Genomic DNA, 20,218 nt, shown 5'->3' with positions numbered 1-20,218 from the left:
GGGACGTGATGAATTGCCCTTCGTGCGGAGCGCAGGTGCCGGTGCGAGGCCCGTCCCTTCCCTATGCGACGTGCCCCTACTGCCAGACACTGATCCTGCGCCACGGGCTCGATATCGAGGATGTGGGCAAGGTTGCAGTCCTACCATTCGATGTTTCACCGATCCAGCTTGGCACCACGCTGGTGGCCGAGGGACGCAGCTTGGTCGTGGTCGGCCGGGTGCGCTGGGCCTGGGCCGGGGGCTCGTGGAACGAATGGCTGGCCATGGCCGAAAGTGGCGCGCAGTTCTGGCTGGCCGAGGCAGCTGGCATGTTCATGCTGACAGCCGAGTGGCCACAACTGCTCGACCGCGCGGACGTCCGCGCCTTTGCGGAAGGCGGCACAATAACGCCGGGAGACGTGATCGAGGTTGATGGACGCCAGTTGTTTGCAAGTGACATCAAGCAGGTCGAATGCCTTGGCAGCGAGGGTGATCTGCCTATCCCCACGCAGATCGGCACGAAGATGACCAGCGTGGACTTCCGCTCCGCCAGCGGCGAAGTCCTTTCCCTTCAGCGCGATGAGCGCGCGACAACGGCGTGGTTTGGCGATAGCTGGGACCTGATCAGCCTCAAGCCCGGAAACCTGCGTCAGATCGAGGGCTGGACTGTGCCCGGAGAATTGCGGTGACTGCTGGCTCTGCAGGCGCCAAAGCGGTCACCTGCCCGGCCTGCGGCGGGACGATCGAAGTGCGGGCGGCGGGATTTACGGTCAACCTTGCCTGCCAGCATTGCGGATCGCTGCTCGATGTATCGCGGCCGGAAGTGGCGCTGATCCGCAAGTACAAGCGCGCCAATGAGAATTTTGCCTTGGAACTGGGCAAGCGCGACACGCTGTTCGGGCAGGAATGGGAGGTCGTCGGCGCGCTGCGCCGCAAGGACCAGATCACCATCTGGCAGGAGTTCCTGCTGTTCAACCCGTACCTCGGCTATCGCTGGCTGGTGGCCTGCGATGGCGAATGGCAATTCGGCACGATGCTGGCGGATCGGCCTCAAGGCCCCCGTGACAGGGTCTACTGGCGGAGTACGCCATTCACGCGCATGGGCCGGGACCAGACGACCTCGACTACCGCGGTGGCGGGGGAATTCTACTGGCGCGTGAAGGCAGGCGATACGGCAACCGCCACGCTGTTCCAGTCGGGCCAGACCATGCTCTCGCGTGAGGTTTCGGAAGGTGAGGAGAACTGGACACAGCTTGTGCCGGTGCCTGAAGCCGATGTCGAAGCCGCCTTCGGCCTCAGGCGTCGCAGTCTGCCGAGGCGCAAGGCAGCGAGAGGGCCGATGCTGTTCCGGCCCGCGATCGGCATGGAGCAGGACGACCTTGGCAACATGTTCAAGCTCGCACTGGCTGTCTCGATCATCGCCGCGATCGCCATGGCTGTACTCGCCGGGCCGAGCACCAGGACAAGTGCGATGGTTCAGGTTCCGGTCGGCGGGCAGATCGCCCCGGTCAAGGTCGGCACGATCATCGTGCGCAGGCCATGGCAGTTCGTTACCATCGAAGCGGACACCAACCAGTTCGAAAACCGCTGGGTCGATCTCGAATACAACCTGGTCGATCGTTCAAGCGAGCAGTCGATCGATGCGTTCGGTCTGGTCGAGCACTATGCGGGCACCGATTCCGATGGGGCGTGGAGCGAAGGCAGCCATCATGGCGACACCATGTTTGGCCACGTGCCGCGCGGCACCTACGATGTCTACGTCAGCGGTTCTGCGCATGGCTGGCCGGTCGACCCTGGAATCAACGACGCCTGGGGCTCGGTCGAGACGATCAATGTCTGGGTGGAAGCAGAGACCGGCGCAATGTCGTGGGGAATGTGGTGGACATTGGTCATTGTCCTGTTCGCCTGGCCAGTCACCATCCTGTGGTGGAGGTTCCGCGACAAATGACCAGACGCCTGATCCTGTTCGCGCTGTGGAGCCTTGCGCTGCTGGCAGCGGCGCTGTTCGCCGCCTTCAACGCCTATTCGTTCTACAGCGACGAGGAAGACCGCCCCGTCACATCGGGCCACACCGGCCCATCGCACAAATGATCACCGGATCCTGAAAGGAGCCTGCCATGCTCACCGCAAACGTCTTCCTTGCCACGATGCTCTATGCCGGACTGGGGATCGTCATCTTCATCGTCAGTTTCGTATTGGTCGACAAGCTGACCCCGGGCGAGTTGTGGCGCGAGATCATCGAGCGCAAGAACCTGGCCGTGGCGCTGCTCGCCGGAGCCGTTGCCATCGGCATATCCAATATCATCGCCGCCGCCGTGCATGGATGAAGCACCGCTTGCCGTCAGCAACGCCGGGCGGGATGCAGCGCCGGCTTCGCTTGCGGTCATCCTGCTGGTTTCGGTCCTAGTCGTTGCCACCTGCGGCCTGATCTATGAACTGCTGGCGGGCACGCTGGCAAGCTATCTGCTCGGCGACAGCGTTACCCAGTTCTCCACCGTCATCGGGACGTACCTGTTTGCCATGGGCGTCGGCAGCTGGCTGTCGCGCCATGTGCGTTCGGGCGAGATGGCGGTGTTCGTCCGGGTGGAAATCCTCATTGCAGCGCTGGGGGGATGGTCTGCGGCCGGTCTGTTCCTGCTTTTCCCGCTGGTGGGAGACTTTCGGGTCGCGCTCTACGCCCTGGTGATGACCATCGGCGTGTTAGTCGGGCTGGAAATCCCGCTGCTGATCCGCATCCTGCGCCACCGGTTCGCCTTCCGCGAACTTGTCTCAAACGTGCTGACGTATGATTATGTCGGTGCGCTGATCGCCTCGTTATTGTTCCCTCTGGTGCTGGTGCCCAAACTGGGCATGATCCGCACCGGCTTCGTTTTCGGCCTTGCCAACGTGGCGGTGGCCATCGCCTTGCTGATCGCTCTGCGTCGCCAGGAACGCATCTGGCGCGACATGATCGCGGCGGTGCTGGTCGCCGCCTCGCTGCTTGGTGGTCTTGCCTTTGCCGACCGGCTGCAGCGCTGGAGCGAAGTTGCGTTCTACAACGAGCCCGTGGTCTATGCCCGCTCCACGCCCTACCAACGCATCGTGCTTACGCGGCAGGACGGTGATCTGCGGCTCTATCTCAACGGCAATCTGCAATTCTCCACGAGCGACGAATATCGCTATCACGAAGCATTGGTGTGGCCGGTGCTGGGCCGGGTCGCTGCGCCTCGGCAGGTGCTGATACTCGGCGGCGGCGATGGCCTTGCCGCCCGCGAGGTGCTTCGTGACGGCCGCGTTGGGCATGTTACGCTGGTCGATCTCGATCCCGAGATGACCCGCCTCTTCCGCGATACGCCGCAACTGGCGCAGCTAAATGCCGGAGCGCTTGCCTCCCCTCGGCTCACGATGGTGAATGCCGATGCCTTTCGCTGGGTGCGCGAACAACGGCGCCAGTTCGACGCGATCATCGTCGATTTTCCCGATCCCACCGAATTTTCGCTGGGCAAGCTCTATACCGAGACATTCTACCGCCAAGTCGCCCGCCTCCTCGCCCCGGGTGGCGTGATGACGGTGCAGAGCACCTCCCCGCTCATTGCGCCGCGCTCCTATTGGACCGTCGCCAGCACGCTGGAGGCCGCCGGGCTCGCCGTGCGCGGTTATCATGCCTATGTGCCGAGCTTTGGCGAATGGGGCTTCACCATGGCTGCCCACGTCTTCCCGTCCAATGCGGTGCAACTGCCGAAAGACCTCCGATTCCTTACCCCCGCCAGCGAGCGCGCAATGTTCGATTTTCCGCCCGATATGGCCCGTCGCCCAGCGCCCGTGAACAGGCTCGACAACCAGGCCCTGGTGCGCAGCTTCGCCGCGGAGTGGGGCCGCTATGAAAGCTGAGCCAACCCGGCGGCAGGTGCTTGCTGGCGCAGCGGTCGGAGCGGGGGTGACGGCGCTGCTCGGAGGATGCAGCCAGCCAGCGCTGCCCGGCACCCTGTCCGGCACCGATTGGCAGCGGGGCCACCTGATCCGGGAAGGCCGGTTTCCGGCACCATCAGGCCCGGTAGAGGAAATCGACATCCTGATTGCGGGCGGCGGTGTCGCAGGCCTTGCCGCCGGCTGGCGCCTGGCCGAAGCCGGCTTTACCCGCTTTGCCCTGTTTGAACTTGAAGACGCGCCCGGCGGCAACGGGCGATCGGATCGCAACGCCATCAGCGCCTATCCGCTTGGCGCGCATTACCTGCCGGTGCCAAACCGTGAAGCCCGCGCCCTGCGGCACATGCTGAGAGGCTTCGGCATGATAACGGGCGAAGCGAACGGCGCGCCGGTCTATGATCCGCTGCAGCTTTGCGCCGACCTTGAGGAGCGATTGCTATGGCGCGGCAAATGGCAGGAAGGTCTTGTCCCTCAGACCGCGCTTTCGAATGACGATTACGCCCAGCAGGCAAGGTTCACGTCTGCGATGTCCGGGTTTCGTGAAGCCATCGGGCGGGACGGCAGGCCCGCATTCGCATCACCCATGGCGCTTTCTAGTACGGATGAGCGATACCGCTCGCTCGACCGGCAAAGCTTCGCGCGATGGCTTGACGAACAGGGCTATACTTCCGCCCCATTGCGCGCCCACCTGCGTTATTGCTGCAGGGATGACTATGGCTCGGAGCCCGAAAACGTCTCGGCCTGGGCGGGCATCCACTATTTCGCCGGGCGCCGTGGCTGGGCAGCGGGCAACGACGGTGACCGCGAACTGACCTGGCCCGAAGGCAATGGCCGACTGGTCCGGGCGATGGCTGACAGGATCGCGCCACATCTGCGCCTGGCGCGGTCATTGATCCGGATCGAAACGGACAGATCAGGGGTACTCGCCCATGTCTTCGATCATCGCGCCAGCGCCACACGCATCGTTCGCGCCCGCGCCGCCGTCCTCGCGATGCCCCACTTCGTCGCCCAAAGAATAGCGCCGCAACACACGGCCAGCGGTCACTTCACCTATGCGCCGTGGGTCGTGGCGAATGTCACGGTCAGCCGCCCGCCGCGTGGCAAGGGCGCACCATTGGCGTGGGACAATGTCTCGGCAGCGAGCGAAAGCCTCGGGTATGTCGTCGCCACGCACCAGACCTCTTCGGCGGACGGCGGCCCCACCGTACTGACCTGGTATCTCCCGCTCAGCCGTGAAACGCCGCGCCAGGCCCGCAAGATACTCATGACCCGCACGTTGCAAGCCTGGCAGCGCATCGTGCAGGATGATCTTCTGGCGATGAACCCCGATCTTTCGGGCGCGATTGAGCGGATTGATGTGTGGCGCTGGGGCCATGCCATGGTGCGGCCCGAGCCGGGCTTTCTGTCGGATCCAGCCAGGATGGCGGCGCAGCGCGGGGCACCGCCGCTGTGGTTTGCCCACTCCGACCTTTCGGGCCTTTCCCTGTTCGAGGAAGCGCACTATCGCGGCGTGATTGCCGCCGAAAGCGCCCTTGCCCATCTTGCGCATCCGTTCGAAAGTCTCGCCTGATGGTTCATCTTCCCGGCACGAGTGTCCATCTCATCGCCGATCTTGATGGATGCTGCAGGCTTGATGATGCCGTGCATGTGGAACAGGTCCTGCGCATGGCTGCTAGCGCGGCCAAGGCGCACGTCGTCGGCGTGCATCTGCACCATTTCGGTGAAGCCATGGGATTGACCGCGGTGGCCATGCTGGCGGAATCGCACATATCGATCCATACCTGGCCGGAGACCGGAGTAGCGGCGGTAGACCTGTTTGTCTGTGGCAAGAACGCCGATGCTGCGGCTGGCTTGGCGGTAATTGCCTCCATGCTCGGTGGCAGGATTGCGCGGCAGCATTCGCTGCAGCGTCTCGGGACTGACAAACCCTGCCACTTGCCCTAAGGGCGCGGCATGGAATCTTCGGTCACCGTCGCAGCGCTTTACCGTTTCACGCCAATCGCGGACCCTGCCGCCTTGCGCGATGCGCTGGAAAGCACCTGCAAGGCGCAAGGCATCAAGGGTACGCTGCTGGTTGCCCACGAAGGGCTGAACGGCACTATCGCCGGTAGCGCCGAGGGCATTGCCCATGTGGTGGATTTCATCCGTGCCCAGCCCGATTGCGCCGATACCGACGTCAAGTACTCCCACGCATCCGCCATGCCGTTCTACCGCATGAAAGTGCGGATCAAGCGCGAGATCGTGACGATGGGCGTCGAGGGCATCGACCCGCGCGCAAGCGTTGGCACCTACGTTTCGCCGCAGGACTGGAACGCGCTGATCGCCGATCCCGAAACCATCGTGATCGACACCCGAAACGACTACGAAGTGGCCGCTGGTACCTTCGAACGCGCCATTGATCCGAAGACGACAACTTTCCGCGAGTTCCCCGGCTGGTTCCGCCGTGAACGCGAGCGGCTGCTGGGTAAGGGAAAGACCCCCAAGGTTGCCATGTTCTGCACCGGCGGCATCCGTTGCGAGAAATCCACCGCCTTCCTCAAGGCTGAAGGCATCGAGGAGGTTTACCACCTGAAAGGTGGCATCCTGAAATACCTCGAGGAAGTGCCTGAAGATGAAAGCCTGTGGCGCGGCGAATGTTTCGTCTTCGACGAGCGCGTGACTGTGGGCCATGGCCTTGCGCTCGGCAGCCACGTCCTTTGCCGTGCCTGTCGCCGACCCGTGGATGAGGAAGGGCGTGCTTCACCTCTCTATGAAGATGGGGTCTCCTGCGCAGGTTGCTACGATGAGCGGACAGACGAACAACGCGCTTCGGCCCGCGAACGTGACCGTCAGGAGAAGCTCGCGCGCGCCCGCGGCACGAGTCACATCGGTGCTACACGCCCCTGATAAACGCGACCATCTCATCCGTAAGACGACGATCGGCGGTGCCGATGTGCATGGCCATGGAATAGTGGTTATGTCCGGACAGGATCATGCCGTTCGGTAAAGCGCCGTGCCGTTCGAGACGCTCTGCCATCAGGCCAAGGAATTCGGCCTGGAAGCGTGGAGGATCGTACTGCGCACAGCAGATGAACAAGGGGATGCTGGTCGAGGCAATGGCCTGACGCGGCATTCTGGCCGCGTAGTCCTCGTTCAGGCCGTAGTACGGCTCGTCCTTGGCATCCAGCGGGGTGTAACCATACAACCCCGAAAGCAGCACCGCCCCGGCCACCGGCAGATCCGGCTGCAGCTTCAGCGCCGTGGCGATATGCACCGCCCCCGCCGAGGTGCCAACCACCACGATCCGCGCCGGGTCACCACCATGTTCCGCGGCGTTGTCGCGAAGCCATTCCACCGCCGCCGCCACGTCCTCGCCACCCTGCGGCCAGCGCGCATCGGGCAGGAGCCGGTAGTTCATCGCCGCGCCGAGGAACCCGGCCTCCGCCATCGTCCGAGCCACCGCGGCATTTTGCCAGGAACCTTCATCACCCTTGTCGCCAAGCCGGAAACCGCCCCCGTGCACGAACAGGACGACCGGCACGTCGCGATCGGCGGCAGTACAATAAAGGTCGAGCCGATGGCGCTCATGCGGGCCATAGACGCAATCGACGGCCAACGCCGGCACGCGTGCGGCGAGCCCGCGCTGCTCGTCATCGAACAGCGCGCGACAAGCCTCGACCACCTGCGGGCCGAGCGCACTGCCCATCGCGGCAATCGCATCGGCAGCAGACATCACGCCTCGTCGATGACGGGGTTGGTCAGGGTTCCGACCTTGCCGATCGAGATTTCGGCCACGTCTCCGGCCTTCATGTAGAGTGGGGGGGTACGCTTGTCGCCCACGCCGCCGGGGGTGCCGGTGGCGATGACGTCGCCGGGTTCCAGCGTGGTGAAGGTCGAGCAGTATTCGATCACGAAAGCCACGTCCCAGATCATGTCCGACACAGGCTGGTCCTGCACGAGCTGGCCGTTGATCCGGGTCTGCACGCGCTGTTCGGCCAGTTCGGGCAGTTCGTCAGGCGTGACGAGCGCAGGGCCGAAGCCGCCGGTGCCGGGGAAGTTCTTGCCGGGCGTGAACTGGATGTTGTGGCGCTGCCAGTCGCGCACCGAACCATCGTTGAACACCGAATACCCGGCGACGTGCTCAAGTGCCTTTTCGCGCGGGATGCGACGGCCGCCCTTGCCGATCAACACGGCGAGCTCGCCCTCGTAATCAAAGCGGGTGGTTTCGGGCGGGCGCACCAGCGGTTCGCCATCGGCGATCAGGCTGTCGGCCCAGCGCGTGAAAATCGCCGGGTATTCCTTCTGATCCCGCCCGGTTTCAGCGACATGCGTGGCATAGTTGAGGCCGACGCAGAGGATCTTGTTCGGGTTGGGGATAACCGGGAGCAGGCGCACGTCGGCGCGGGCATAGCTCGCGGTGGCAGCCAGCACGGAAAGGTCACCTGCCACGGCGTCCTTCAACCATGCCGCAGCGCCTTGGGCGCCGAGGTCATGTACGGTCTCGCCATCGAGGCGGCCGAAGCTGGGGGTCCCGTCGGGACGGCGGAAACTGATGTAACGGGCCATGGTCTTGTCTCCCCTGAGGACGCCTTTTGCCTGCACCGCCGATCCGGTCAGTGCAAGGGCGGCTGCGCCGCCGACGAAACCTCGTCTGTCGATGTTCAAAGTGGTGCCGGTTCCCAGTCACGGCGGCAGCGGAAGCGCTCCTCGGCCACACGCAGGCCGGCAAAGTCCTTGTCCGAGATGCCCCACTGGTCGATGCGCTGCTCGGGCCAGGTCCAGTCGTCCGGCTCACCGGTGCGATAGTCTGCCGGAACCTTCTCGACTGCGGTCGAATACTCGATCACCGGGCCGAACGGGGCGATGTAATAGGCATAGACATTGTCGCCGGGGCCGTGGCGGCCGGGGCCCCATGCCGGTGCAAAGCCGTTGTCGCGCATCCAGCCAATGCCGCGCATCACCGCATCGAGATCGTCCATCTCGAACGCTACGTGATTGAGGCTGGCAAAGCCGGCGCGGGCAAAGGCGGTGGAATGATGGCTGTCGTTGCAACGCACGAAGACCATGCCCTTCGTCCGGTCAGAGACGCGGAAGCCCAGCACCTCCTCCACGGCGTGACCAAGGAGTTCGGCATCGGCAGAGTTGAACACCACGTGCGTCAGCTTGACCGGCGACACGCGCTTGCTGGCCTTGGCAAAGCCGTCGATGGCCTCGACCTCGCTCGATCCGGCCAGGAAGCGAAGGATCGTGCCCTCGGGCAGTTCGACAAGCAGGCCCGCACCCTCGCCGGGATCGGCAGAGGTTACCGGCTTTGCTGCCCAGCCCTTGTCGGTCACGCGCGCCTTGATGGCGGCAAGTTCCTCGCCGGAACACACGAAAGTGGTCGACCGGACGTATTCCTCATCCGATTGCTCGAACGCGACGAGGTAGGGCATCGTGCCGGTGCCGCGCAGGTAATGCGTGCTGCCGCGCACATCGGCGGGATAGAGGCCCCAGACGTCAACCATCCACGCGGCGGCGCCGGCGGGATCGGGCAGGGCAATTTCGATGCTGCGCAACTTCACGCCGGTATCTCCTGATTGAAACCTGCGGCCCTGAGCCCCGCGAGCGCGCAGTCCTCGTCGCAGTCGCCGGTATCGCCGCTGATGCCCACGGCACCGATGATCGTGCCAGCCTCACGGATCAGCACTCCACCTGGCGAGAAGGCAATGTTGCCGCCCACCGCCACGCTCACGCTCTGGAAAAAGACCGGGTTGCCTTTGGCCCGCTCGGCCAGGACGCGGGTATCATCGCCCATGCCGAGCGCGCCCATCGCCTTGGCGCGAGCAATGTCATGACGGAACAGGCTCGCCCCGTCCTCACGCGCAAAGGCAACCGGATGCCCACCGGCATCAAGCACCACCACGGCGAGCGGCTTGGCACTGCGCGACCGCGCATGGGCCAGTGCAGTGCTAATGATCGTCTGGGCTGCGGCGAGTGTCAGGCTCACGCTGCAATCTCCTGCCTCTGACGAAGCATCGCATCTCGCAACGCGAGCAGTTCGGCTGCAGAGCCTGTGCCGAACACATAATGGTCGGGACGAACCAGCACGGCCTCGACTGCGCGCGCGTCGAGCCACTGCTCGACCGCGCCGTTGTCGGGCAGCTCGCTGGCAATGATTGCGCCCTCACCACCGCCGTCTCGTACGAACAGCCGCCAGCCTTGACCGACCAGATCGTCGAGCTTGCGCCCATCGGCGAGGACCGGCTGGATGAAGCGCTGGCCCGCTGCGGGCGTGCCTTGCGCAACAAGGCCGGTAGAAATCGCCGGAATCAGGTCTGCAGCCGTTTCGCCCTGCTTCTGGGCTGATTGCGCACGGATGCTGGCATCGCGCTCCGCCGCCTTGGCCGGATCGAGTTCGCAGATATAGCGCCCTGCCGCCACCGCCGCGCCGATGACGCCGCGCACGTGCGGGTCACGCTCGGACTGGTAAGTCGTCAGGATGGCCTCGTCCGCGCCCTCATTGACGATCGCCGCCATCTTCCAGGCAAGGTTCGCCACATCGCGAAGGCCATGGCACATGCCTTGGCCGAAGAACGGCGGGGTCTGGTGCGCGGCATCGCCTGCGAGGAAGACACGGCCGACCTGCCACTGCTCCGCCACCAGCCCGTGGAAGCGATAGGTCGCGGCGCGCACGATCTTGTGCGGCACTTGCCTCATCCATGCCCCGACCAGTGCCGCGACGTTCTCCTCGCGCATCATTTCGGCGTCGTCTTCGTGCGGCAGGAGCATGAACTCCCAGCGGCGATGGTTGCGACGGCCGGGAACGACCGTGGCCGGGCGAGCCGGATCGCACATCATCACCGACAGGCGCTGCAAGTCGGCCCCCTCGGGCACGCCGGTCAGGTCCGGGAAAGTCACCGGCCCCTCGACCTCGGCATCGACCACCAGCCACGGCTCTTCGAAGTCAAGGTCGTCGAGCTTCACGCGCAATGCCTTGCGCACCGGGCTGCGCGAGCCATCGGCGGCGATCACCCAGCGTGCCGTCAGGCTGCGCTGTGCGCCATCCTGCGCGAACGTCACAGTCACGCCGCCCTCATCCTGGACAAGCGCGGTGAACTCGGCGCCCGGCAGCAGGCCGATCCTGCCATTGTCGGCAAAGGCCGCGCGCAGATGGGCCTCGAACTCGGGCTGGTAGAAGAAGTAGTCGTTGGCCCACCCGAACGGGCGCGGCTTGCCGACCGTGCCCATGTAGCGGATCACGCCGTGGTCGGCGCCGACATGCAGGTGCCCATCGGTCGCCACCATGTCCGGCTCCACCCGGTCGATCACCCCGGCGCTCTGGAACAGCCGCATCATCTCGTGATCGAGATGGACCGCACGCGGCAGCGGATAGTGCTCGGTCTCCTTCTCGAGCACGACCACCGAAAGACCCTGCCTGCCCAGCAGGTTGGCCGCCATGGCGCCCACGGGACCGCAGCCGATCACGGCAACATCGAACATCGTCGTCATCAGGCGGCAACCTCCACGGGTGCCTTGTACAGGGCACCGCCCTTCATGATCATGGCGATGCGGTTCTTGTCCTGCAGGATCGACACGTCCTGCGTCGGATCGCCTTCGACCAGCAGCAGATCGGCCAGCCAGCCCTGCTTCACGCGGCCAACCTCAAGGTCCATCAGTTCACCGCCCAGGGCCGTTGCTGCCTTCAGCGCCTCGGCCGGCGTGTAGCCGAAGTGATCGACGAAGATCTGCAGGTCGCGAGCATTGCGGCCATTGGGATTGAAGGGAAAGCCATAGTCGCCGCCGATCAGGATGCGCATGCCCCGGGCCTTGAGGGCAGGCACCAGCCTGGCTTCCAGTTCCATCCGCTCGGCCGCGCTTTTCTTCATGTGGCTCATGTCGATGTGCGGGGGTGGCGTCGCTTCCAGCGCGGCGATCGAGACACCGGGCGAAGGAGCATAGAACGTCGTGTCCTTGGCCGCGATCATTGCATCGGCGGCGGCCCCGTCGGCATAGGAGGCGTGGTAGATGATCCGTGCGCCTGCTTTCAGCGCAAGCTCGATCGCCTTGGGGTAATAGGCATGGGTCGCGATCCACAAGCCGGCCTCACGCGCCGCTTCGCCAGCCGCCTCCATCTCCTCGTCGGTATAGAGCACGTCGCTGGCCGAGCCGGGCTTCAGGGCGTCTTCGCCCGAAACCACCAGCTTGAGCGAGCCGATGCCCTGCTCCTTGCAATAGGCCACGAACTTGCGGATCGCTTCGGCCCCGCGCCCGTTGAACACGTCACCGGTGTCGACGCCCTCGGCCCCTTCCGGGCTGCGTTCCAGTGTCGAAGGCACCAGACGAGGCCCCGGCGTCTCGCCCGCTTCGATGGCGCGCGCCAGTTCAACCTCGATGCCATCACCCAGCGCGCCTGCCGAATAGGCGCTGGTAAAGCCATGGTCGAGCAACACTCGCGCATTGCGCCAAGCCGCGACCTTCAGTTCGTCTTCAGGCAGGATGAACTGGTGGTAGATCTTCTCGACCGACGAGCCCCAGGTCAAATGCGCATGCGCCTCGACCATGCCCGGCATCAACGTGCGGCCAGCACCTTCAATGAGCGTTGCCGCCCCCTCCACCGCTGGCTCTTGACCCGCATCAGTCACGATGGCGATTCTACCCTCGCGCACGATCACCGACTTTGCGCCTTCGAGCAGCTCCTCGCCGTCAAACACCCGGACGTTTCGGATCACCACGGTCTTCGGGGTTGGCATCGCATTTCTCCTGTTCTCCAGGATGACCTAGCTCCCGCATCAGGGCTGGAAAAGTATCGATAAGCAATGTTTGGATAGACAGAGCCTATGGAATGCCGTTGTCTCGGCCAATCACAACTCAAGCAGGCTGTCCTGTCGGACAAGGCTGACGAGTTTCAGCCCATGACTCGCCGCCTGCTCGCAGGCCAACGTGGACGCTGCCGATATTGTCGCCAGCACCGGGACCCCCGCAATCACGGCCTTCTGCACCAGCTCGAAACTGCAGCGCGCGGTGAGCAAGACGAAATGATCCGCCATTGCCAGACCCTCTCGCGCTGCTGCACCAATCAGTTTGTCGAAGGCATTATGCCGACCGACATCCTCGCGCACGAGGCGGATCTTGCCAGTCGGATCGCATAGCGCGGCCGCATGTGCTGCGCCCGTTGCGCGGCCCATCACCTGTTGGTCGCGCATCTGGGCGGCCGCGCTGAAGATTGCATCTGCCCCGATCCGGACTCGGGCGGTCACCGGCTGCAGCGGCCGCATGACCTGCTCGAGGCTCTCGATCCCGCAGAGTCCGCAGCTCCCTTCGGCAAGGCGCAAACGCGCCCTTTCGAGCAGTGGAGCCGCTCCTTCGGCACCAAGCTGCACGCGCAGCATCCACCCGCCTGCGCCCCCGCCTGCATCGACCGGCGCGGCCTGTGCCGAGACAAATTCGTGCGGTGAGGCGATCAACTGTTCCGACAGGCAGAAGCCGAGGGCATAGTCTTCGAGATCGACCGGTGTTGCCATCATCACGGCATAACCCACGCCGTTGATTTCCAGGGCAACCGGCGCCTCTTCGATCAGCGGCCTGTCCAGGGCGCGTGACACCCGGCCATCAGCGAACTCTTCGCGAAATGGGAAGGCCCTTGTGCCGTCAACCGGCATCGGAGCCATGGACCTGCGGATCGGTTGCGCGGGTCTGCGGGGCCGGAATGCGCCCGTCAGCCACCCGCGCCATGGCCTCTGCCGCCACCGGATCAAGCCCGGCAGAGCCTTGCGCGATCAGCGTATCGATCATGCGCGGCGTCCAGAACGAAACGATATGGTCCGCCACCGCGGCCACCGGCTTGTCGTCATGCACCAGGTTGCGCGCAATCTGGTTGGCCATGTACGCCAGCTTTTCGGCCGTATGCGCGCTCATTCGGCAGGCTCCATCGCGCTGTCATGGCCTACTATCCGGCGCGAGCGCGAGGCTTGCGCCTCGTAGTCTTCCTGCCAGTCGGTCGGGCCGTTGGATGGCGTGATCTGCACCGCGGTCACCTTGTATTCCGGGCAGTTCGTCGCCCAGTCGGAATAGTCGGTAGTGACCACGTTTGCTTGCGTCGCCGGGTGGTGGAAGGTGGTGTAGACCACGCCCGGTGCCACGCGATCCGTCACCAATGCGCGCAGGGTCGTCTCCCCTGACCGGCTTGCCAGCTTTACCCAGTCGCCAGACTTGAGGCCCCGGTTGTCGGCGTCAGTCGGATGAATTTCGAGAACGTCTTCCGGATGCCAGACCGTATTCGCCGTGCGCCGGGTCTGCGCGCCGACGTTGTACTGGCTAAGGATGCGCCCCGTGGTCAGCAGCAGCGGGAAGCGCGGGCCGGTGCGCTCGTCAGTCGGCACATAGTCGGTCACCACGAACTTGCCCTTGCCCCGGACGAAGCCGTCGATATGCATGATCGGCGAACCATCGGGCGCCGTGTCGTTCACCGGCCACTGCAGCGAACCTTCGGCATCGAGCCGCTTGTAGTTCACGCCCGAGAACGTCGGCGTCAGCCGCGCGATCTCGTCCATGATCTCGGACGGGTGGGTGTAGTTCCAGTCCAGGCCGATCGCCCGCGCCAGTTCCTGCGTGACCTGCCAGTCCTCGTATCCGTTGAGGGGCTCCATCACCTTGCGTACCGGCTGGATGCGCCGTTCGGCGTTGGTGAAGGTGCCGTTCTTTTCGAGGAAGGTCGATCCGGGCAGGAAGACGTGCGCGTAGTTCGCAGTTTCGTTGAGAAACAGGTCGTGGACGATCACGCATTCCATCGCGGCAAGGCCGGCGGCCACGTGCTTGGTGTCGGGATCGGACTGCAGGATGTCCTCGCCCTGGATGTAGATCGCCTTGAACTGCCCATCGGTGGCGGCGTCAAGCATATTGGGGATGCGCAGGCCGGGCTCGGGATCGATCTTCACGCCCCATTCGGCCTCGAACAGGTCGCGCGTCGCCTTGTCGGAAACGTGGCGATAGCCTGAAAGCTCGTGCGGGAATGACCCCATGTCGCACGCGCCCTGTACGTTGTTCTGCCCGCGCAAGGGGTTCACGCCAACGCCGCGACGGCCAATGTTGCCGGTGGCCATGGCCAGGTTGGCGATGGCCATGACGGTGGACGAGCCCTGGCTGTGTTCTGTAACGCCCAGGCCGTAGTAGATCGCGCCGTTCCCGCCCGTGGCGAACAGGCGCGCCGCGCCGCGGATGGCTTCGGGATCGACGCCGATCACCGGCGAGAGGAACTCGGGACTGTTGCGCTCTGCCGAAACGAATTCGGCCCAGTGCTGGTACTCGTCCCAGTCGCAGCGCTCGCGGATGAACGCCTCGTCGGCGAGGCCCTCGGTCACGATTACATGGGCAATGGCCGTCAGGATCGCGACGTTGGTGCCCGGACGCAGCGGCAGGTGGAAGTCCGCCTCGATATGCGGCGAGCGAACCAGATCGGTGCGGCGCGGATCGATCACGATCAGCTTGGCACCTTCACGCAACCGGCGCTTCATGCGGCTGGCGAAAACGGGGTGCCCGTCGGTCGGGTTGGCACCGATCACGAGGATGACGTCGCTGTCCTCGACGCTGTCGAAGTCCTGCGTGCCGGCAGACGTCCCGAACGTCGTCTTCAGGCCATAGCCGGTTGGCGAATGGCAGACTCGGGCGCAGGTATCGACGTTGTTGGTGCCGAAGCCGGCGCGGATCAGCTTCTGGACGAGGAACGTCTCCTCGTTGGTGCAGCGGCTCGAGGTGATCCCGCCCAAGGCGTTGCGGCCATAAGTCTCACGGATGCGGTTGATCTGGCCCGCCGCATAGGTCAGCGCCTCCTCCCACGGAACCTCGCGCCAGGGCTGGTCGATGGACTCGCGGATCATCGGCGAGAGGATGCGCTCCTGATGCTGGGCATAGCCCCAGGCAAAGCGCCCCTTGACGCAGGAGTGCCCGCGATTGGCCTTGCCGTCCTTCCACGGCACCATCCGCACCAATTGCTCGCCCCGCATTTCGGCGCGGAAGGTGCAGCCAACGCCGCAATAGGCGCACGTGGTGACGACTGCGCGCTCCGGCTTGCCGATTTCCTTGACCGCCTTCTCCTGCAAGGTAGCGGTCGGGCAGGCCTGCACGCAGGCACCGCACGAAACGCACTCCGAAGCCAGGAAGCTGTCGGAGGTCAGGCCAGCAGAGACCTTGCTGTCGAACCCGCGCCCGTCGATGGTCAGCGCCAGCGTGCCCTGCACTTCGTCGCAAGCGCGCACGCAGCGCGAACAGACGATGCACTTCGAAGGGTCGAAATCGAAATACGGGTTCGAGATGTCGGGCATCGCGCCGAGATGGTTCTCGCCCTCATAGCCGTAGCGCACATCGCGCAGGCCCACGGCGGCGGCCTGATCCTGCAACTCGCAATCGTTATTGGCGCTGCAGGTCAGGCAGTCGAGCGGGTGGTCCGAGATGTAGAGTTCCATTACCCCCTTGCGCAGCTTCTGCAGGCGCGGCGTCTGGGTGTGGACTTTCATGCCCTCGGCAACGGGCGTGGTGCAGGAAGCAGGCGTCCCGCGCATGCCGTCAATCTCGACCAGACACAGGCGGCAGGAACCGAACTGCTTGAGGTTGTCGGTGGCGCAAAGCTTGGGGATGGAACCGCCCGTCAGAGCTGCCGCGCGCATGACCGTCGTGCCAGAGGGCACGGTTACTTCGCGCCCGTCGATAAAGCAGGTCACTTCCGTCTCGCTGCGGACTTCCGGGGTGCCGAAATCGGCCTGGCGTTCATAACCCATGGGATCGCTCCTCGGCGGCCATCAGATCCGCCGGTGTATTGATATTAGCAGGATTTTCGAAGAATCGCACGGCCCGCGCTCCGATGGCCTCGGCAAAGGCGCGCATCGAATGTCGTGCGTCGCTGGTCAGCAGCGCATCGAGCGTGGCCGAGGCACTGACGGGCCATAGTCCGATCACCGGCTGGCTTTCGCAATAGGCGGGCGCGGGATGCAACTGGGCGGCCAGATCGTCGGCAATGCCGATGCTGTCGACAGAGCAGGTCAGCACTTCGTCATAGCCTGCGTCTCTCGCATGGTGGAGCGCAGCGGCGATGCCACCCAATGGCCCCATGTCCGCGCGCGGCCAATCGGGCAGCGTCGGCGCCGGAGCCTCCACCCGCCCCACGACCACCATCGCATCGCACTGCGCCGACAGGGCATCCACCGCCCGCGCCAGCAGCGTGCGCCCACCCAGTTCGGCCAGCGCCTTGTCGCTGCCAAAACGGGTGGACCGGCCACCGGCAAGGACCGCGCCGAGGATCATGGTTGCACCGCTGCGCCTGCATGCTTCGACAAGCTCAGCATGAGCGGGTCGAGAGAGATACCTCCGACCAAACTCCGCTCATCCTGAGCCTGTCGAAGGATGTTCACGCAACCCATCACTCGGCCGCTTCCTTCGCCACGTCAGCCCCGAAATCCTCGGGGAAATTGCGCAGCGCCGAAAGGACCGGATAGGGCGTGAAGCCGCCGAGCGCGCAGAGGGAACCGAACTTCATCGTCTCGCACAGGTCTTCGAGCAGAACGATCTCGTCCGCCAGCGTCCGCTCGACCTTGCGGGCGTTGTGCATCTGCGGCAGCGCCTCGACCTTGTCCGGCACGCGACCGGACCTGGCACGGATGCGGTCGATCAGCTCCACTCCGCGGGTCGAGCCAATGCGGCAAGGCGTGCACTTGCCGCAGGATTCGGCCGCGCAGAATTCCATGGCGAAGCGCGCTTGTCTGCTCATGTCCGCCGTATCGTCGAACACGGTGATCCCGGCATGGCCGATCAGGCCATCGGCTGCGGCGAAAGCTTCGTAATCGAACGGCAGGTGGAAATCGGCGGGCGAGTGATAGGCTCCCAATGGCCCGCCCACCTGCACTGCGCGCACCGGTCGGCCCGATGCGGTGCCGCCGCCGATGTCGCCCACCAGTTCGCCCAGCGTGATCCCGAAGCCCACTTCGAACAGTCCGCCGTGCTTCACGTTGCCCGCGATCTGGATCGGCATCGTGCCCTTGGACCGGCCGAAACCGACCGCCGCATAGGCCGCGGCGCCATTGGCCATGATCCATGGCACCGCAGCGAGCGTCAGCACGTTGTTGACCACCGTCGGCTTGCCGAACAGCCCCTCGAGCGCTGGCAGCGGCGGCTTGGCGCGCACTTCGCCGCGCTTGCCTTCCAGGCTGTTGAGCAGCGAGGTCTCCTCGCCGCAGACATAGGCGCCCGCGCCCACGCGCACTTCCAGTTCGAACGGCGCGATGAGGTGCGCCGACGCGCGCACTGCCGCTTCCATCTTGGCAATCGCGTGCGGATACTCGCTGCGGATGTAAATGTAGCCCTTCTGCGCGCCGACGGCATGGGCGGCAATGGCCATGCCTTCGACCAGCATGAAGGGATCACCCTCCATCACCATGCGGTCGGCGAAAGTGGCGCTGTCGCCCTCGTCGGCGTTGCAGACGATGTATTTGCGGTCGGCCTGGGCCTTGGCGACAGTCGTCCATTTGATCCCCGCCGGGAAGCCTGCCCCGCCCCGCCCGCGCAGGCCGGATTCCGTGACTTGCGCAATCGTCGCCTCAGGCCCGACCTTCCGCGCCTTGGCAAGACCCTGCCAACCGCCGTACTCGGCGTAGTCTTCCAGGCTCAAGGGACGGGTCTTGCCCGCGCGGGCAAAGGTAAAGCGCTGCTGCCGGGCGATGAAGGGATGCGCTTCGATGGCGCCGATCGCCTTGGCCGAGGTCCCCGCGAGCACTGCGGACACGTCGCCCGGCTCAAGCGAACCAAAGCCCTGGCCATCGATCTCTGCCAAAGGTTCGAGCCAGTGCATCCCCCATGAAGACACGCGCTCCACAGTGCAGCCCGCCGCCACGAAAGCCTCTGCCACTTCGTCCGCGCCGCAGGCCAGCGCCAGCGCATCGTCGCTGATCCGCACCACAGTCGTGCCCCCAGTCACGTTGCCAGTCACGCCAACGCCTCCACCAGCGCGCCCAGCCTTGTCGCATCGAGACGTGCGTGGACCTTGCTGCCGATCATCGCATTCGGGCCCACCGAGCACAGCCCGAGGCAATAGACCGTCTCCACCTTCACCCGCCCGTTCTCGGGCAATCCCGCCGCCAGCACATCGACGCCCCGCGCCTGGCAGGCCTCAGCCCGGCACAGCTTCAGGACCGGGCGCGCGTCAGGCTCGGCGTGGAAGTCATGGTAGAAGCTGACGACACCCTGCACCTCGGCGCGGCTCAGGTTCAGTGCCTGCGCGATCGTGCGGATGGCCTCTTCCGAAACATGGCCATATTCGGCCTGAGCATCGTGCAGGATCGGAAGCAGCGGGCCTTCCCGGCCAGCGTGGGCGGCGATGATGTGGGGCAATCGTTCCATGGCAGTCCGATCTTGTCCGAAAGACACGTCCGGTCAAATCGAAAAAGTCGAAGCCTGATAGGATTATCCTATCAAACTCCGGCAAGACTGCGTGCCACGGCCAGCGCCGTGCTGGCCATCGGGCTCAACGGCACGCGATTGACCACCACCAGCCCGATCCGGCGCGGTTCGTCACCATCATCGAGCACGGCGCAGCGTGCCCACTGCAGGCCCGCCAGCAGGGTGGCATAAGTATCTGGCACGATAGTGCAGAACCCGCCCGAGCGGACCAGATCAAACAGCGTGACATAACTGTCGGCTACTGCGCGCGGCGTGATTGCCAAGCCGCGATCCAGCATTCGCGCATCGAGAATCCGCCGGAACTGCATGCCCTGATGCAGCAGGCAGAGCGGTTGCGCAGAAGCCTCCTCCCACCCGATCTCGGTCAAATTCCCGAGCGGACCATCAGCCCGCGTCACGAACAGGTAGCGCTCAGCGTGCAGTGGAACGGACAGGACATTGGCCGGAGTTTCGTGATCGAGATAGGTCAGGCCTGCGTCGCATTCAAAATTGTTCAGCGCCCGCTCGATCTCGCGCGATGTGGCTGAACGCACCGCAAGGCTCAGGCCTGAATGCCGCTTCAGCAGGGTCTCGCCGAACTGTCCGGCCAGCGGCAGCGCGGCGGGGATGGCCGCGAGCGCGAACTGGCCGGTAATCGCCGCAGAACTCGCGGCGACCGAGCTCGTCATGCCTGCAACGGCGCCAAGGATCTGTTCGGCCCAGGGCAGCATGGCCTCGCCGTGCGCGGTCAGCCCCACGAATCTCCGGTCACGTTCGATCAGCCGATGACCAACCTCGCACTCCAGGGCGGAAAGCCCGGCAGACAGCGTTGGCTGCGAAACACCGCATTCCTGCGCCGCATTGGCGAAATGCCGCAGCCGGGCAATGGTCACGAAATAGCGGAGCTGGCGGGGGTGCATCATCGCAGCCTAGGTTGATAGGATGCACCTAT

The 20,218-nt window shown here is 64.8% G+C and carries 21 protein-coding genes; 8 read left to right on the top strand and 13 right to left on the bottom strand.

Annotated elements, in window-relative coordinates:
- Positions 1–8 precede the first annotated feature (8 nt).
- Genes AC3WLM_RS17575 through trhO form a run of 8 tightly spaced genes read left to right on the top strand, consistent with a single transcriptional unit; the run spans position 9 to position 6,771 of the window.
- Entirely contained in the window at positions 9–668 is a 660-nt protein-coding gene (locus AC3WLM_RS17575; RefSeq protein WP_492478246.1) for a DUF4178 domain-containing protein, read from the top strand.
- Positions 665–1,927, top strand: a complete 1,263-nt coding sequence (locus tag AC3WLM_RS17570; RefSeq protein WP_492478245.1) for a DUF4178 domain-containing protein — start codon at positions 665–667, stop codon at positions 1,925–1,927. The genes AC3WLM_RS17575 and AC3WLM_RS17570 overlap by 4 nt, the downstream gene beginning before the upstream one ends.
- Complete coding sequence (locus AC3WLM_RS17565; RefSeq protein WP_492478244.1) at positions 1,924–2,070, top strand: hypothetical protein; 147 nt, start codon at positions 1,924–1,926, stop codon at positions 2,068–2,070. Before AC3WLM_RS17570 ends, AC3WLM_RS17565 begins: the two co-directional genes overlap by 4 nt.
- Positions 2,071–2,096: 26 nt before the next feature.
- Positions 2,097–2,306, top strand: a complete 210-nt coding sequence (locus tag AC3WLM_RS17560; RefSeq protein WP_039334627.1) for a DUF350 domain-containing protein — start codon at positions 2,097–2,099, stop codon at positions 2,304–2,306.
- Positions 2,299–3,849, top strand: coding sequence for a polyamine aminopropyltransferase (locus AC3WLM_RS17555; RefSeq protein ID WP_492478243.1), 1,551 nt, complete (start codon positions 2,299–2,301; stop codon positions 3,847–3,849). Before AC3WLM_RS17560 ends, AC3WLM_RS17555 begins: the two co-directional genes overlap by 8 nt.
- Positions 3,839–5,455, top strand: a complete 1,617-nt coding sequence (locus AC3WLM_RS17550; protein WP_492478242.1) for an FAD-dependent oxidoreductase — start codon at positions 3,839–3,841, stop codon at positions 5,453–5,455. Before AC3WLM_RS17555 ends, AC3WLM_RS17550 begins: the two co-directional genes overlap by 11 nt.
- The gene (gene speD, locus AC3WLM_RS17545) at positions 5,455–5,829 is read left to right on the top strand and encodes an adenosylmethionine decarboxylase (RefSeq protein WP_492478241.1); all 375 of its coding nucleotides are present in this window, start codon (positions 5,455–5,457) and stop codon (positions 5,827–5,829) included. The genes AC3WLM_RS17550 and speD overlap by 1 nt, the downstream gene beginning before the upstream one ends.
- Before the next feature lie 9 nt (positions 5,830–5,838).
- Complete coding sequence (trhO, locus tag AC3WLM_RS17540; protein ID WP_039334620.1) at positions 5,839–6,771, top strand: oxygen-dependent tRNA uridine(34) hydroxylase TrhO; 933 nt, start codon at positions 5,839–5,841, stop codon at positions 6,769–6,771.
- Here the strand turns inward: trhO and AC3WLM_RS17535 are convergent.
- From AC3WLM_RS17535 to AC3WLM_RS17475, 13 genes are all read right to left on the bottom strand, one after another.
- Positions 6,758–7,597, bottom strand: coding sequence for an alpha/beta hydrolase (locus tag AC3WLM_RS17535; protein WP_492478240.1), 840 nt, complete (start codon positions 7,595–7,597; stop codon positions 6,758–6,760). The two genes, trhO and AC3WLM_RS17535, sit on opposite strands and share 14 nt — an antisense overlap.
- A complete protein-coding gene (locus AC3WLM_RS17530) occupies positions 7,597–8,430 on the bottom strand; it encodes a fumarylacetoacetate hydrolase family protein (protein ID WP_492478509.1) in 834 nt (277 codons plus the stop codon). Before AC3WLM_RS17530 ends, AC3WLM_RS17535 begins: the two co-directional genes overlap by 1 nt.
- Before the next feature lie 95 nt (positions 8,431–8,525).
- On the bottom strand, positions 8,526–9,428 hold the full coding sequence (locus tag AC3WLM_RS17525; protein WP_492478239.1) for a VOC family protein: 903 nt from the start codon (positions 9,426–9,428) through the stop codon (positions 8,526–8,528).
- Positions 9,425–9,853, bottom strand: a complete 429-nt coding sequence (locus AC3WLM_RS17520) for a GlcG/HbpS family heme-binding protein (protein ID WP_039334615.1) — start codon at positions 9,851–9,853, stop codon at positions 9,425–9,427. The genes AC3WLM_RS17525 and AC3WLM_RS17520 overlap by 4 nt, the downstream gene beginning before the upstream one ends.
- Positions 9,850–11,346: a bifunctional 3-(3-hydroxy-phenyl)propionate/3-hydroxycinnamic acid hydroxylase gene (locus AC3WLM_RS17515; protein WP_492478508.1), complete on the bottom strand. Its 1,497-nt coding sequence runs from the start codon at positions 11,344–11,346 to the stop codon at positions 9,850–9,852. Before AC3WLM_RS17515 ends, AC3WLM_RS17520 begins: the two co-directional genes overlap by 4 nt.
- Positions 11,347–11,354: 8 nt before the next feature.
- Positions 11,355–12,596, bottom strand: coding sequence for an amidohydrolase family protein (locus tag AC3WLM_RS17510; protein ID WP_492478238.1), 1,242 nt, complete (start codon positions 12,594–12,596; stop codon positions 11,355–11,357).
- Between the two features lie 111 nt (positions 12,597–12,707).
- Positions 12,708–13,514 (bottom strand): formate dehydrogenase accessory sulfurtransferase FdhD, encoded by an 807-nt coding sequence (gene fdhD, locus AC3WLM_RS17505; protein WP_492478237.1) that lies wholly within the window; start codon positions 13,512–13,514, stop codon positions 12,708–12,710.
- A complete protein-coding gene (locus tag AC3WLM_RS17500; protein WP_082734476.1) occupies positions 13,495–13,761 on the bottom strand; it encodes a formate dehydrogenase subunit delta in 267 nt (88 codons plus the stop codon). Before AC3WLM_RS17500 ends, fdhD begins: the two co-directional genes overlap by 20 nt.
- A complete protein-coding gene (gene fdhF, locus AC3WLM_RS17495; protein ID WP_492478236.1) occupies positions 13,758–16,616 on the bottom strand; it encodes a formate dehydrogenase subunit alpha in 2,859 nt (952 codons plus the stop codon). The genes AC3WLM_RS17500 and fdhF overlap by 4 nt, the downstream gene beginning before the upstream one ends.
- Positions 16,606–17,139 (bottom strand): molybdenum cofactor guanylyltransferase, encoded by a 534-nt coding sequence (gene mobA, locus AC3WLM_RS17490; protein WP_193828712.1) that lies wholly within the window; start codon positions 17,137–17,139, stop codon positions 16,606–16,608. The genes fdhF and mobA overlap by 11 nt, the downstream gene beginning before the upstream one ends.
- 115 nt (positions 17,140–17,254) lie before the next feature.
- The gene (locus AC3WLM_RS17485) at positions 17,255–18,817 is read right to left on the bottom strand and encodes an NADH-ubiquinone oxidoreductase-F iron-sulfur binding region domain-containing protein (protein ID WP_492478235.1); all 1,563 of its coding nucleotides are present in this window, start codon (positions 18,815–18,817) and stop codon (positions 17,255–17,257) included.
- On the bottom strand, positions 18,814–19,227 hold the full coding sequence (locus AC3WLM_RS17480; protein ID WP_492478234.1) for an NAD(P)H-dependent oxidoreductase subunit E: 414 nt from the start codon (positions 19,225–19,227) through the stop codon (positions 18,814–18,816). The genes AC3WLM_RS17485 and AC3WLM_RS17480 overlap by 4 nt, the downstream gene beginning before the upstream one ends.
- A gap of 71 nt (positions 19,228–19,298) precedes the next feature.
- A complete protein-coding gene (locus AC3WLM_RS17475) occupies positions 19,299–20,189 on the bottom strand; it encodes a LysR family transcriptional regulator (protein WP_492478233.1) in 891 nt (296 codons plus the stop codon).
- Positions 20,190–20,218 lie beyond the last annotated feature (29 nt).

Source organism: Novosphingobium sp. FW305-C-30-35 (assembly GCF_058783135.1).
Note: the sequence above shows the minus strand (reverse complement) of the source record. Positions and strands in the feature narration are given on the sequence as shown.